The sequence below is a fragment of the Bradyrhizobium sp. USDA 3311 genome (assembly GCF_054062495.1).
The window spans coordinates 5,524,043-5,537,923 of sequence record NZ_JBSSFI010000001.1; the positions used below are offsets into that span (position 1 = coordinate 5,524,043).

15 protein-coding genes are annotated in these 13,881 nt (G+C 63.9%); 11 read left to right on the top strand and 4 right to left on the bottom strand.

The window, feature by feature from the left end; genetic code table 11:
• The first annotated feature begins 188 nt into the window (after positions 1-188).
• A complete protein-coding gene (locus ACVWW6_RS26410) occupies positions 189-1,031 on the top strand; it encodes an FkbM family methyltransferase (protein WP_456681610.1) in 843 nt (280 codons plus the stop codon).
• 145 nt (positions 1,032-1,176) lie between these two features.
• Here the strand turns inward: ACVWW6_RS26410 and ACVWW6_RS26415 are convergent, their stop codons facing one another.
• The 3 genes from ACVWW6_RS26415 to ACVWW6_RS26425 form a co-directional block, all read right to left on the bottom strand.
• Positions 1,177-1,380, bottom strand: coding sequence for a hypothetical protein (locus ACVWW6_RS26415; protein WP_161534766.1), 204 nt, complete (start codon positions 1,378-1,380; stop codon positions 1,177-1,179).
• A 142-nt stretch (positions 1,381-1,522) separates the two neighbouring features.
• Positions 1,523-2,809 carry a spinster family MFS transporter gene (locus ACVWW6_RS26420; RefSeq protein WP_456681611.1) on the bottom strand — a complete coding sequence of 429 codons (1,287 nt, stop codon included), beginning with the start codon at positions 2,807-2,809 and terminating at the stop codon, positions 1,523-1,525.
• Positions 2,810-2,898: 89 nt separating this feature from the next.
• Positions 2,899-4,089, bottom strand: coding sequence for a Rieske 2Fe-2S domain-containing protein (locus ACVWW6_RS26425; protein WP_456681612.1), 1,191 nt, complete (start codon positions 4,087-4,089; stop codon positions 2,899-2,901).
• Positions 4,090-4,303: 214 nt separating this feature from the next.
• Between ACVWW6_RS26425 and ACVWW6_RS26430 the strand changes: the two genes are divergently transcribed.
• Both ACVWW6_RS26430 and ACVWW6_RS26435 read left to right on the top strand, forming a co-directional pair.
• On the top strand, positions 4,304-4,813 hold the full coding sequence (locus ACVWW6_RS26430) for a MarR family winged helix-turn-helix transcriptional regulator (RefSeq protein ID WP_011087686.1): 510 nt from the start codon (positions 4,304-4,306) through the stop codon (positions 4,811-4,813).
• A 177-nt stretch (positions 4,814-4,990) separates the two neighbouring features.
• A complete protein-coding gene (locus tag ACVWW6_RS26435) occupies positions 4,991-7,246 on the top strand; it encodes a TonB-dependent siderophore receptor (protein ID WP_161534769.1) in 2,256 nt (751 codons plus the stop codon).
• Positions 7,247-7,590: 344 nt separating this feature from the next.
• Here the strand turns inward: ACVWW6_RS26435 and ACVWW6_RS26440 are convergent, their stop codons facing one another.
• Positions 7,591-7,785, bottom strand: coding sequence for a hypothetical protein (locus ACVWW6_RS26440; protein WP_038966298.1), 195 nt, complete (start codon positions 7,783-7,785; stop codon positions 7,591-7,593).
• Positions 7,786-7,949: 164 nt separating this feature from the next.
• On the opposite strand from ACVWW6_RS26440, the gene ACVWW6_RS26445 reads away from it, so the two are divergent.
• From ACVWW6_RS26445 to nuoF, 8 genes are read left to right on the top strand one after another with little or no spacing between them, the layout of a single operon-like run.
• A complete protein-coding gene (locus ACVWW6_RS26445; protein WP_008136158.1) occupies positions 7,950-8,315 on the top strand; it encodes an NADH-quinone oxidoreductase subunit A in 366 nt (121 codons plus the stop codon).
• A complete protein-coding gene (locus ACVWW6_RS26450; protein WP_456683181.1) occupies positions 8,312-8,893 on the top strand; it encodes a NuoB/complex I 20 kDa subunit family protein in 582 nt (193 codons plus the stop codon). The genes ACVWW6_RS26445 and ACVWW6_RS26450 overlap by 4 nt, the downstream gene beginning before the upstream one ends.
• 11 nt (positions 8,894-8,904) lie before the next feature.
• Positions 8,905-9,516 carry an NADH-quinone oxidoreductase subunit C gene (locus ACVWW6_RS26455; RefSeq protein WP_060912426.1) on the top strand — a complete coding sequence of 204 codons (612 nt, stop codon included), beginning with the start codon at positions 8,905-8,907 and terminating at the stop codon, positions 9,514-9,516.
• A 2-nt stretch (positions 9,517-9,518) separates the two neighbouring features.
• Positions 9,519-10,715 carry an NADH-quinone oxidoreductase subunit D gene (locus tag ACVWW6_RS26460; protein WP_011087682.1) on the top strand — a complete coding sequence of 399 codons (1,197 nt, stop codon included), beginning with the start codon at positions 9,519-9,521 and terminating at the stop codon, positions 10,713-10,715.
• Positions 10,715-11,707: an FkbM family methyltransferase gene (locus tag ACVWW6_RS26465; protein WP_161534771.1), complete on the top strand. Its 993-nt coding sequence runs from the start codon at positions 10,715-10,717 to the stop codon at positions 11,705-11,707. The genes ACVWW6_RS26460 and ACVWW6_RS26465 overlap by 1 nt, the downstream gene beginning before the upstream one ends.
• Before the next feature lie 10 nt (positions 11,708-11,717).
• Positions 11,718-12,329 carry an NADH-quinone oxidoreductase subunit NuoE gene (gene nuoE / locus ACVWW6_RS26470; protein WP_011087680.1) on the top strand — a complete coding sequence of 204 codons (612 nt, stop codon included), beginning with the start codon at positions 11,718-11,720 and terminating at the stop codon, positions 12,327-12,329.
• Positions 12,329-12,535: a hypothetical protein gene (locus ACVWW6_RS26475; RefSeq protein ID WP_011087679.1), complete on the top strand. Its 207-nt coding sequence runs from the start codon at positions 12,329-12,331 to the stop codon at positions 12,533-12,535. The genes nuoE and ACVWW6_RS26475 overlap by 1 nt, the downstream gene beginning before the upstream one ends.
• Before the next feature lie 15 nt (positions 12,536-12,550).
• Positions 12,551-13,876: an NADH-quinone oxidoreductase subunit NuoF gene (gene nuoF, locus ACVWW6_RS26480; RefSeq protein WP_011087678.1), complete on the top strand. Its 1,326-nt coding sequence runs from the start codon at positions 12,551-12,553 to the stop codon at positions 13,874-13,876.
• Positions 13,877-13,881 lie beyond the last annotated feature (5 nt).

The window sequence follows — 13,881 nt, forward strand, 5'->3', positions numbered from 1 at the left end:
GAATAGAAACCCTCCCTGGCAAACCGCCAGCGGAGCAAAGCGCGTATGCGACGCTCGGCGAGCGGGTGGTCGTTATTTTCGATTTTTTCGTGTTTCCGATCTTGCCCGCAACAAGCGGTGTGCAACACATTGTGCAACCCGCCAGACCGCCGACGACCGGTCAAACCGCTCTCATTCGGATCAATCCAATGCAGGCAGCCGATTTCAGCGCAACGCTGCAAAATTTGTTCGCCAAGGGCGTGCGGTACGGGGCCGTGATCTACCTTGGCTGTGCCGATGGGCATTTCGTTCTTAACCACCTGTCACGGCTCGGTGGTGCGGTGCCGCTCAACATTGATGCCAACCGGATCTATGAGAACTCCCTGAAGGCCATCAAGGAGGTGCTTGGCGGGCACTATCGGATCTGCGCCATCACCGACCATGAGGGTGAGATCGAGATCACCGAGTCGGTGCATCCCTACTGGTCGTCCGTGCGCCCGGCGGGCGATCTCTACTGGGCGCGGCTCAACGACCTGATCAAGAGCAAGGTCAAGGTGCCGGCGACGACACTCGATGCGCTGGTCAAGGAACTGTCGCTCGAGCCGCCGTTCCTGCTCAAGCTCGACGTGCAGGGCGCCGAAAAGGCCGCGCTGAAGGGCGCGCGTTACGTGCTCGAAAATTGCAGCGTCGTCGTGTGCGAGGCCGACATCGACGACTTCCAGGACATCAACGCGACGCTGCTGGAGGCAGGTTTCTTCCTCTACGACCTGACGACGCTGCAGCGCCTGCGCGACGGAACGCTCGGCTGGTTTTACCCCGTCTATGTCAGCGACAAGCTCGCCCATCTGAAGCCGCAGGCGTTCTGGGATGCCGGCGACAATGCGGCGGTCATCGAGGTGCAGGAGGCGCGCCGCAAGATGATCCTCGAACAGAACAGCAAGACATTGAACCGGCTGCGCTACGGGCAGGCTGACGCCGGCCGGAACGATCCCTGTCCCTGCGGCTCGGGGCAGAAATTCAAGCATTGCTGCGGCAGCTACCGGGCCGACTGACTTTGGCGTAGTCTGCCGGCTCGTCGAGCTATAGAATACACCCTTGACATTTCAAAGGCTTGGCAGGCGACCTTCAGTCGACGGCTGAAAATCAAAAGGCCGCCCGAGGGCGGCCGGTTGGGGGTCAAATCGAACCTTTTCGCCGTCAGCGAATCTCCGACGTGCCCGCGCTCGTCACCACCACAGCCTTGCCGGCCTTGACCACGTGGGTCGACTGGGCGGTCTGGCTGTAATCGGCATTGGTGCGGGCCGCGATCCCGAAGCCGGCCACCGCAATGCCGGCAACCAGCGCCACCACCACGATCTTCAGGTGGGTCGCACGATCAGCAGAGTGAATTGAGTGGTTCATCTGAGCCTCCCGACGGGCTTTGCCGCCGTCTATGGGCTCATGTCTTAAGGACCATCTGTTTCCGGATGGTTTCGCGGGTTCCGCAAAATGGTTTCATTAATAAGCCCGGTTGGTTTCGCCAGGCTTATGGCCGAAACTGGTCTCAGGCCGCGGCCCGACCGATATCGTCCCGGATCGTGCGGGCCGCCCAGACGAACAGCAGGGCGCCCAGCGTGGTCGTGACCGCCGCCGAGAGCAGCGAGTAGCGCACGGCGTCCGCACCATAGCTGCCTTTGCACCATAGCTGCCTTTGAGGGCATCGTTGACCATGCCGACGGCCAGCGGGCCGACGCCCTGGCCGAAGCAGGTGGCGGTGAGCGCGATCAGCGCGGAGGCCAGCGCCCGCATGCTCGGCTTTGCCACGGTCTGCGCGATAGCGAAGATCGGCCCGAGATGGAAGCCGACCAGGAACGAGGTCAGCGCCAGCATCGCGACCATCATCGCGAAATCCTGCGTCAGCATGCACAGCGCGAACACCGGACCGGCGAGGCCTGAGGTGATCGCGGGGCGCCCAGAGCTTCCAGCGGTCGTCGCGGCGGCTCACTTGCGCCACCACGAAGCCGCCGAGCAGGGTGCCGGCCATTCCGGCGAGCCCCTTGAAGGTGCCGGCATAGGTGCCGATCTCGGCGCTCGACAGGTGGTGCACGCGCGCGAGGAACGGCGGGATCCAGGCCGCGGTCGCGTAGTTGGTGTAGGTGGTGAGGCAGAAGCCGATCAGCACGATGATGAAGCTCCGCTGCGAGGCGAGGAAGCGCAGCGTCGGGCCGAGCGGCTCGGGCACGAAGCTCTCCTGCATCGCGCCGCGCTTCGGCTCCGAGATCGTCAGCCACAGGATAGCCGCGAGCAGGATGCCCGGCAGGCCGGCGACGTAGAAGGCCATCCGCCAGCCATAGTGCTGGTTGACGTAGCCGCCGACGAAATAGCCGAGGAAGACGCCGAGATAGGTGCCGATGGCGTAAATGCCGAGCGCGCGCGGGCGTTCGTTCTTGGCAAAGAGATCGGCGACGATCGACTGCGAGGCGGGCGAGCCCGCGGATTCGCCGATGCCGACGCCGATACGCGCCAGCGCCAGCGAGGTCACGCTCGAGGCCGCGCCGCACAGCGCCGTCATCGCGCTCCAGAACGCGAAGGCCACGGCCACGATGTTGCGCCGGTTGAGCCGGTCGGCGGCGCGCGCGATGGGGATGCCGAGCAGGGAGTAGAACAGCGCGAAGCCGAAGCCTGCGAGCAGGCCCATCATGGTGTCGCTGAGGGCAAACTCCTTCTTGATCGGCTCGATCAGGACGTTGAAGATCGTGCGGTCGAGGAAGTTCAGCGCGTAGATGACGGTGAGCAGCCCCAGCACGTAATAGCGCCGCGCCGAGGGCTTTGCCGCGGCAGTCGTTTGCACCGACACTTGTGACGTCACATCGACCACCGCATCCCCCCAATTTGTCTTTGTTGTCGCTGTCGGTCCAGCGCTTATTGGAGCTGGCAGCTTCACGCGTCGCGGATGTAATTCCCCGCTTCGAATTCGACCGGCGCCGCGCCCACATCGAACGACACGCCGATCGGGTCGCGATCTGCCTCCATCGCCTCCAGTTGCTCGCTCAGCATGCGCCGGATCATCAGGATGCCGCGGTCACTCTGGCCGAAATGCTCCTCGGAGTGAACGGTCACCGGGCCCTGGCCGACCTGGGCTTCGTAATCACCAGGGAATTGCTGGTGCTCGGCCTCGGTCATGTCCCACCAAAATTTTCCGTTGAACTTCGAGCGCATCCGGCCGATGTCGCCGGATGTCCTGACGCGACCGGCAACGTAGATGCGGAACGAGGTGTCGTCGATCGGCAGTGTCCAGCCGATCGACTCGACGCGGGCGAACTGCGCCACGCGCGGATTGGGCACGACGCGCAAGGTGGGGAGGGCGGCTTCGGTGACGCGATAGAACACCTTGCCGTCATCCTGCCTGCGGATCGAACGCACGGCGATCCCGCGCTGCGTCTTGTCGAACTTCACCTCCGGCATCGAGGCCATCATGTCAGTGAATTGCGGGCCCGAGAACGAGCCGTGCAGCACCGGCACGTGATAGGGATCGACCACGTTCTCGAAATGCTGCAGCCAGTTGCAGGGAATGACTGCCGGTCCGCCGCCGCCGATCGAGGAATCGTCGGCCTCGACGAACTCGCCATCGTCCATGTTTTCGAGGCACTCATAGCGCGGCAGCACCGGGCGTTTCTCGGCCGGGCCCATATAGGCGAAGATCAGTCCGTAGCGCTCTTCGACCGGATACCAGGGCTGGCGCACCTTGTCCTTGAACTGGCCGCCGTCGGGCTCGCAGGGCTGCTCCAGGCAGTGGCCCTCGGTGTCGAACTTCCAGCCGTGATAGCAGCAGCGGATGCCGTCCTCCTCGACCTTGCCATAATAGAGCGTGGTGCCGCGATGGCAGCATCGCGCGTGCAAGAGGCCGGCACGGCCATGCTTGTCGCGGAATAGCATCAGATCCTCGCCCAGCGCCCGCACCTTCTTCGGGGTGTCGGTGGCATCACCGATGAGCCCGACCGGGTGCCAGTAACGGCGGAGCAGTTCGCCCATTGGCGTGCCGCGCACGACCGAGGTTAGCTCGGTGCGCGTCTGCGCCGGTTTCATCGCATAGGCCGTGCCGAGATCGCGATCCCGCTGGGTGATCGTCATGCTGGTCCTCCGCTGTGGGCCGTGCTGGCCGGGCTTTTTTGTGCCTTTGTCGCAGTGAAAAATAATTCGATGACAATGTCAACGATCTTCCAAGTGCCTCTTGGTCGCATTCGGATGAGGTAGGAGGCGGCCTGCCTCAAGCTTGGGACTTGAGCCCGGCACTTGCTTCGGACTTGGGCTTGGCAGGTCACCGCTTTCTTGGCACAGGTGAACGATGAACCAGACACCGAGGGATGGGTGGACGACGCCCGAGGCGGGCGAGAGCGAGGCGGCGCCGATCACCGTGATGCTGTCGTCGCGGCTGATGGTGCTGGCCAATCTGCTCAAGCGCGGCGCCATCCTGCGCTACAAGCGCCTCGCTGGATTGTCCTCGGTCGAGTTCGGTCTGGTCGCCTCGCTCGGCCGGCGGCCGCCGATGAGCGTCGCGCGGCTCGCCGAAGCGGTCGGCCAGGACAAGGGACAGATCAGCCGCGCGCTTGCGGAACTCGTCTCGCGCAAGCTGATCGCGAAATCGGCCAACCCGAAGGACAGTCGCGAGGTGCTGGTCTCGCTCACCGCGGCGGGTCTCGCCGCGCATGACGTGATCGTCGAAGGCGCGCAGGACCGCAATCGGCGCCTGCTTGAATCGCTGAGCGAAGCCGAGTTCGACACGCTGCTGCGCCAGGTCGATCAGCTCACGGCGATTGCCGCCGAGATGCTCGAGGCCGAAAAAAATTCGCGCTGATGTCTCGGCAATCCCTGGAAATGTTGGATCGCTTCTAAGAGTCTCTCTAAGAAGTTTTCAATTAGGGAAATCGCGCACCCTCACATAAGCGTCACTGCAAACGCATGCCGTGTCGGGACACGACGGCATGACGCATCGAACATGCAGCTTTGGGGTGGCGCGTTGAACAGTCTTGGAATGCTGCGGTCGGCCGTGTTGGCGACCGCATCCGCTTGGGTCTTGGTGCCGCAGGCATCGCTTGCACAATCGTCTATGCAGAGTGGCGCTCAGAACCTGCCGTCGGTGACCGTCACGGCGCCGGAGGCGCGCCGCCGCGCACCCGCGTCGGCCGTGCGTAGCGCACCGCGGCGGTCAGTGCAGGCAGCGAATAGAAGCAAACCGCAGCCGCAGCGCAACGCCGGCTTCGTCGAGACGCCGCGCGGCCCCGTGCGCGGCTACGTCGCCGGCCGCAGTTCGTCAGGCACCAAAACCGACACGCCGATCATGGAGACGCCGCAGTCGGTGTCCGTCATCAGTGCGGAGCAGATCCGCGACCAGAAGGCGAACAAGCTCGACGAGGTGCTGCGCTACACCGCCGGCGTGCGGGCAGGGACCTTCGGCGCGGATACGCGCAACGATTGGTGGCTGATCCGCGGCTTCAAGTCCGACGACGTCGGGCTGTTCCTCGACGGCATGCAGCTGTTCTACACGTCCTATGCGAGCTGGAAGCTCCAGACGCCGAACATGGAGCGCGTCGAGGTGCTGCGCGGCCCGTCAGCGGTGCTCTACGGCGGATCGAGCCCGAGCGGCATCGTCAACGTCATCAGCAAGCTGCCGCCGGCCGAGCCGATCCGCTATGTCGAGACCGGCGTCAACAATTTCGGCAACGCCTATGTCGGCTTCGATGTCGGCGGGCCGGTCGCGACGCAAGCGCAGAACGGCAAGCTGTTCTACCGCGTCGTCGGCCAGGTCCAGAACGGCCCGACGCAGGTCAATTTCACGCCCGACAACAACTACTTCATCGCACCGTCCGTGACCTGGAAGCCGGATGCCGACACGACGTTTACGGTGCTGGCATCCGCTTCCCGGCAGGAAACCCGCGGCATCAACTTCCTGCCCTATGTCGGGACGGTCACCAATGCCTCGTTCGGCAAGATCCCGACCAGCTTCTTTGCCGGCGATCCCAGCGTCGACAAGTTCACGCGCGAGCAGGAGATGCTCGGCTACCAGTTCGAGCGCAATCTCACCGACGATCTGACATTCCGGCAGAATGCGCGGTTTGCCCATGTCGACGTGACCTATCGTGGCTATGTCGGCAACGACTACGGCAATCAGGCAACCGCCACGCTCAACCGCTACAATTGGTATGCGAAGAACACCGCCAACCAGGGCGATCTCGACAACCAGCTCGAATATCGCTTCGACACCGGTCCGGTGAAGCACACGATGCTGTTCGGGGTCGACCTGAAGGGTTATCAGATCGATGACTATCAGGCCTTCGGGTTCGGCGTGTCCTCGATCAACATCTTCAATCCGGTCTACGGTCAGGCGGAAACCCCGTTGCCGACCACGCCGTTCCGCAACTTCCAGATCACGCAGAAGCAGGCCGGCACCTACATCCAGGACCAGATGAAGCTCGGCAATTTTACGCTGGTCTTGAGCGGCCGCAATGATTGGGTCGCGACGACGCAAGACGCCCGCGACACGGGGGCTACGGTCAGCAGCCGCGATGACAGCAGGTTCAGCGGGCGCGCCGGCCTGATCTACAATTTCGACAACGGCATCGCGCCCTACGTCTCCTATTCGACGAGCTACAATCCGATCATCGGCCTCAACGCACAGAACCAGCTGTTCCTGCCGGAGACCGGCAAGCAGGCCGAAATCGGTGTGAAGATCGCGCCGAAGGGCTTTGACGGCTATTTCACCGTATCTGCCTTCGATCTGGTCCGTCAAAATGTGGCGACGACACTGCCGGGCAGTGTTCCGGTCTTGCAGAACCAGACCGGCGAGGTGACCTCGCGTGGCATCGAGCTCGAAGCGGTAGCGAACGCCACCAAGGAACTGAAGCTGATCGGCGCCTTCACGGCTTATCACCTGTTCAACAGCAAGGATCTCGATCCGTCGTTGGTCGGCAAGACGCCGACCAACACGCCGGAGCTGCTGGTGTCGGGCTGGGCGGACTACACCTTTAGGGACGGACCGCTCGAGGGCTTCGGCTTCGGCGGCGGCGTGCGCTACATCGGCTCCTCCTGGGCCGACACCGCCAACACGCTCGAAGTTCCCGCGGTCGTGCTCGGCGACCTCGCGCTCCACTACGAATGGCAGAACTGGCGCACGGCACTCAACGTGATCAACCTGACCGACAAGATCTATGTCGCGAGCTGTGCCTCGGCCACGTCGTGCTTCTACGGCGATCGCCGGCGCGTGACCGCCAGCGTCTCCTACAAGTGGTGAGGGCGGGCGAGCGCACGGCATGTTGACGCTGCACATATCGAGGTTCCGACCGGCCTGAGCTCGACCATGCCCTTGTTCTGCTGACCGGACGACCGCTGATCTTCCAGCGGGAGATCGATGAGCTCCCGGGCTATGCCCCCCGGCCCGGAGCTCATGCGAGCGCGGCGCGTGCGACGGTCCTGCAAGTCGCCGACGCCGCGCTCGCGGTCGATCCGAGGCGGGGTCTGCGCCGACGCATTCGCCAGACGAGCCCCGGTCCCGTCGCGATGCATGGCTCGTCCGACCATCCGCGCCTGATACGTGTCCTTGCTGCACCTGTCCTCTTGCCGCCGCGGCCGCCAGCACTATGTCGCCTGGGTGACGGTAAGGGCCTCCGCGACGGTCATTGCCTGGGTCCGGGTGCGCTGCCGCACGGAAAACCCGGGCATTTTGACCGGATGCCATGCGGCCCGCGCTGCCTTGGTCTGTGCACCGCAATCTCGGTACGGCCGCTGCACAAAACTGCGGTCGCCCTTGCTGGGCTTGGCGATCTGCTCCATACCAGCCGCGGGGTGATTCCGGGATTTTCTCCGTTCTGGGGGCGGCAAAGGGCCTAAAAAGAGCGTGTCTTGCGCCCATTGGTGCACTGCGCTAAGGCTCAGAATAATTCCAAATCGGGACGAATCCGCGGCTCCCCCGACGTCGCGGGAAAGAGGGCTCGCCAATGAGCGGCATTCTACAGAACTATCTTCCACTCGTCGTCTTCATAGGGGTAGCGGGCCTCATCGGCCTCGTGCTGCTGATCGCGCCTTTCATCGTGGCGTTCCAGCAGCCGGACCCCGAAAAGCTGTCGGCGTATGAGTGCGGTTTCAACGCCTTCGACGACGCCCGCATGAAATTCGACGTCCGCTTCTACCTGGTCGCCATCCTCTTCATCATCTTCGACCTCGAGGTGGCGTTCCTGTTTCCCTGGGCGGTGGCGTTCGGCAAGCTTGGCGCGACCGGCTTCTGGTCCATGGTGGTGTTCCTCGCCGTGCTGACGGTCGGGTTCGCCTATGAATGGAAGAAAGGGGCACTGGAATGGGATTGAACCCAGCACCGTCCACAGGTCCGGTTCTCGCGCCGGCCCCCCAGGGCATTCTGGATCCGTCGACCGGCAAGCCGGTCGGGGCCAACGATCCGTTCTTCCTCGAGGTCAATTCGGAGCTGTCCGACAAGGGTTTCTTTGTCGCCGCGACCGACGACCTCATCACCTGGGCGCGCACCGGCTCGCTGATGTGGATGACCTTCGGTCTCGCCTGCTGCGCGGTCGAGATGATGCAGGTGTCGATGCCGCGCTACGACGTCGAGCGTTTCGGCTTCGCGCCGCGTGCCTCGCCGCGGCAGTCCGACGTGATGATCGTCGCGGGCACGCTCACCAACAAGATGGCGCCGGCGCTGCGCAAGGTCTACGACCAGATGCCCGAGCCGCGCTACGTCATCTCGATGGGTTCGTGCGCCAATGGCGGCGGCTACTATCACTATTCCTATTCGGTCGTGCGCGGCTGTGACCGCATCGTGCCGATCGACATCTATGTGCCGGGCTGCCCGCCCACGGCGGAAGCGCTGCTCTACGGCGTGCTGCTGCTTCAGAAGAAGATCCGGCGCACCGGCACCATCGAACGCTAAGGTTTTACGTCATGGACGATGGCAAGCTCGACGCCCTTGGGCAAACGATCGTTAGCGCGCTTCCGGGCGCGGCTACTGGTCATTCGGTGGCCTTCAACCAGCTCACGGTGGATGTCGAGGCCGCCAGGATCGTCGAGGTGGTCAAGTACCTCCGCGACGACCCGAACTGCCGCTTCGTCAACTTCACCGACATCACGGCGGTGGACTACCCGTCGCGCGAGAAGCGCTTCGACGTCGTCTACCATCTGATGTCGCCGACCCTGAACGCGCGGATCCGGCTCAAGGCCCAGGCCGACGAGACCACGCAGGTGCCGTCGCTGATCGACGTGTTCCCCGGCGCCGACTGGTTCGAGCGCGAGGCCTACGACCTCTATGGCGTGTTCTTCGTCGGCCATCCCGACATGCGCCGCATCCTCACCGACTACGGTTTCGAGGGCCATCCGCTGCGCAAGGATTTCCCGACCACCGGCTTCGTCGAGGTCCGCTACGACGACCAGGAGAAGCGGGTGGTGTACGAGCCTGTCAGGCTCAACCAGGAATTCCGCAAGTTCGATTTCCTCTCGCCGTGGGAAGGGGCGGACTATCCGCTTCCCGGTGACGAGAAGGCGGGACCGAAGGCCTGATCATGAACGAGCAACCTGAAAATCTCCGCAACTTCACCATCAACTTTGGGCCGCAGCATCCGGCGGCCCACGGTGTGTTGCGACTCGTGCTCGAATTGGACGGCGAAATCGTCGCCCGCGTCGACCCGCATATCGGCCTGCTTCACCGCGGCACCGAGAAGCTGATCGAGCAGAAGACCTATCTCCAGGCGATCCCTTATTTCGATCGCCTCGATTACGTCGCGCCGATGAACCAGGAGCACGCCTTCTGCCTCGCCGCGGAAAAGCTGCTCGGCATCGAGGTGCCGCGCCGCGGCCAGCTGATCCGCGTGCTCTATTGCGAGATCGGCCGCATCCTGTCGCATCTGCTCAACGTCACCACGCAGGCGATGGACGTCGGCGCGCTGACCCCGCCGCTGTGGGGTTTCGAAGAGCGCGAGAAGCTGATGGTGTTCTACGAGCGCGCCTCGGGCAGCCGCATGCATGCGGCCTTCTTCCGCGTCGGCGGCGTGCATCAGGACCTGCCGCAGAAGCTGGTCGACGACATCGAGGCCTGGTGCGATCCGTTCCTGAAGGTGGTGGACGACCTCGACCGCCTGCTCACCGCCAACCGCATCTTCAAGCAGCGCAATGTCGATATCGGCGTGGTGCCGCTGAAGGAAGCCTGGGAGTGGGGTTTCTCGGGCGTGATGGTGCGCGGCTCCGGCGCGGCCTGGGACCTGCGCAAGTCGCAGCCCTATGAGTGCTACGCCGAGATGGATTTCGACATTCCGATCGGCAAGAACGGCGACTGCTACGACCGCTACCTGATCCGCATGGAAGAGATGCGCCAGTCCGTGCGCATCATGAGGCAGTGCATCCAGAAGCTGAACGCGCCTGAGGGCAAGGGCCCCGTCGTCGTCGAGGACAACAAGGTCGCGCCGCCGCGCCGTGGCGAGATGAAGCGCTCGATGGAAGCGCTGATCCACCACTTCAAGCTCTACACCGAAGGCGTTCACGTGCCGGCCGGCGAGGTCTATGCCGCGGTCGAGGCGCCCAAGGGCGAGTTCGGCGTCTATCTCGTCGCCGACGGCACCAACAAGCCCTACAAGTGCAAGATCCGCGCGCCGGGCTTTGCGCATCTGCAGGCCATGGACCACATCTGCCGCGGCCATCTGCTCGCCGACGTCTCGGCGATCCTCGGCTCGCTCGACATCGTGTTCGGAGAGGTCGATCGGTGATGGCGCAGGCGCCAATCCAGTTTGACCGCGCCTCGGGGGCCCTTGAAGGAGCCAACCTGTGGGAGCGGACGGCTGCCTTGGCGCTGGTGACGGGCTCGAAGATCTCGTCGCACTTCTCGCACATGGGCTATATCGCCTGCGCGAACCTGCTGCGGAAAACGCTGCCCGAGCGCAATATCGCGATCAAGCTCAATCCCGACGCCGTGTTCGAATTCCCGTATGGCGACGGCTATTGGAGCAAGCTGCTCAACCGTTCCTATATCTATGAGGACGAGCTGGAGCTCCTGTTCGCCGACTCCATCGACGTCGACTACACGCTGCTCGATTGCGGCGCCAATTACGGCTACTGGTCGGTGCTGGTGTCGAGCAGGCCGTTCGGCTCGCACAAGGCGATCGCGATCGAGCCGTCGGGCCAGAACTATCCGAAGCTTGCCAACAACGCCCGCATCAACGGTGGCCGCTTCGAAACCATGAAATGCGCGATCGGCGCGGCCCGCGGTACTGCGCGGCTGTCCGGCACGAAGCACGAAGCCTTCAGCATCGCCGGCGATCCGTCGGCGGGTGGCGAGGACGTGCCCGTGATCGCGCTCGACAATCTGATCGACGACGGCAAGGTCGAGGCCAGCGGCAAGTACCTGATCAAGCTCGACGTCGAGGGTGTCGAGATCGAGGCGATCAAGGGCGGCGCCCGGCTGCTTGAGACCGACAGCGTCATCATGTGCGAGGAGCACGGCAGCGACCGCAGCCACGCGGTGTCGCGCTTTATCCTCGAACAGACCCCGCTGACGCTGATCGTGTTCGATCCGCGCAGCAACCGGATGGAGACCGTGAAGGAGCTGTCGATCCTCGACCGCATCAAGGTCTCGACCCACGTCGGCTACAACGTTTTCGGCACCGCAAGCGCATTCTGGCAGGACAGGATCGATGCCCTGAATGCCAAGTCCCTGAATGCCAAGACCCTGAGTGCCAACACCGCGCGCCGCATGCAGTGAGAGATAAGAGATGTCCGTCCGCCGATTAGCACCGAAGGAAGTCCAGCCCGCGAGCTTTGCGTTCACGGAGGAGAACCTTGCGTTCGCCAAGCAGCAGATCGCGAAATATCCGGCCGGGCGCCAGGCCTCCGCGGTCATCGCGATCCTCTGGCGCGCGCAGGAGCAGCACGACGGCTGGGTGTCGGAAGCCGCCATCCGCGTCATCGCCGACATGCTCGACATGCCCTATATCCGCGTGCTCGAGGTCGCGACCTTCTACACGATGTTCCAGCTCGCCCCCGTCGGCAAGAAGGCCCACGTCCAGGTCTGCGGCACCACGCCATGCCGCCTGCGCGGCGCCGAGGACCTGATCCACGTCTGTGAGCACCGCATCCATCACGAGCCCTTCCATCTCTCCAAGGACGGCAATTTCAGCTGGGAGGAGGTCGAGTGTCTCGGCGCCTGCGTCAATGCACCGATGGTGCTGATCGGCAAGGACACCTATGAGGACCTGACCAAGGAGAGCTTTGGCAAGGTGCTCGACGGCTTTGCCTCCGGCAATCCGCCGAAGCCCGGTCCGCAGAACGGCCGCCAGTTCTCGGCGCCGATCACCGGGCCGACCACGCTGAAGGAGATCACCTGATGCGTGATCTCTCGTCGCCGGCAGTGGAGGGGAGCGGTGCCATGAAGAAGTGGGGCTTCATCGCGATGCATGCCGCCGTCGCGGCCATTTTCATCTTCCTGCTGCAGCGTTTCAGCCTGAACGCGTCGCTGGAATCCAGCCTGCTCTGGGCGCTGACCTTCGCCGTCTGCGCCGCCGGACTTGCCTACAAGCAGTCCAATCGTTGATCGGAAAGCACTGATATGCTCGAGGACAAGGACCGCATCTTCAAGAACCTCTACGGCCTCCATGACTGGGGGCTCGAGGGTGCGCGGCGCCGCGGCGCCTGGGATGGTACGAAGAACATCATCGACAAGGGCCGCGACTGGATCATCAACGAGATGAAGGCCTCGGGCCTGCGCGGCCGCGGCGGCGCCGGCTTCCCGACCGGCCTGAAATGGTCCTTCATGCCGAAGGAATCGACCGACGGCCGGCCGAGCTATCTCGTCGTCAACGCCGACGAATCCGAGCCCGGCACCTGCAAGGATCGCGAGATCATGCGGCACGACCCGCATCTCCTGATCGAGGGCTGCCTGATCGCCAGCTGCGCGATGAACGCGCATGCCTGCTACATCTATGTCCGCGGCGAGTTCATCCGCGAACGCGAGCACCTCCAGGCCGCGATCGACCAGGCCTATGAGGCCAAGCTGGTCGGCAAGGACAATGTCAACGGCTGGCCGTTCGACATCTACGTCGCGCACGGCGCCGGCGCCTATATCTGCGGCGAGGAGACCGCGCTGCTCGAAAGCCTCGAGGGCAAGAAGGGCCAGCCGCGGCTGAAGCCGCCGTTCCCTGCGAATGTCGGCCTGTTCGGCTGCCCGACCACCGTCAACAACGTCGAGTCGATCGCGGTGGCGCCGGATATCCTGCGCCGTGGCGCGGCGTGGTTCGCCGGCATCGGCCGTCCGAACAATGTCGGCACCAAGCTGTTCTGCATCTCCGGCCACGTCGAGCGGCCCTGCAACGTCGAAGAAGCCATGGGCATTCCGTTCCGTGAGCTGATCGAGAAGCATTGCGGCGGCATCCGCGGCGGCTGGGACAACCTCAAGGCCGTGATCCCCGGCGGCTCGTCGGTGCGCATGGTGCCGGCCGAGCAGATCATCGATACGCCGATGGATTTCGACAGCCTGAGCAAGCTGCGCTCGGGTCTCGGCACCGCGGCCGTGATCGTGATGGACAAGTCCACCGATTTGATCCGCGCCATCGCCCGCATCTCGTACTTCTACAAGCATGAGAGCTGTGGCCAGTGCACGCCGTGCCGCGAGGGCACGGGGTGGATGTGGCGCGTCCTGACCCGCATGGCCGAAGGCCGCGCCCACAAGCGCGAGATCGACATGCTGCTGGAAGTCACCAAGCAGGTCGAAGGCCACACCATCTGCGCGCTCGGCGACGCAGCCGCCTGGCCGATCCAGGGCCTGATCGCGCATTTCCGTCATGAGATCGAAGCGCGCATCGACCAGTATTCGCATAAGTCCGACATCGACGATATCGGCGTCCGCGATCCCGTGAACATGGTCGCGGCGGAGTAAGAGAC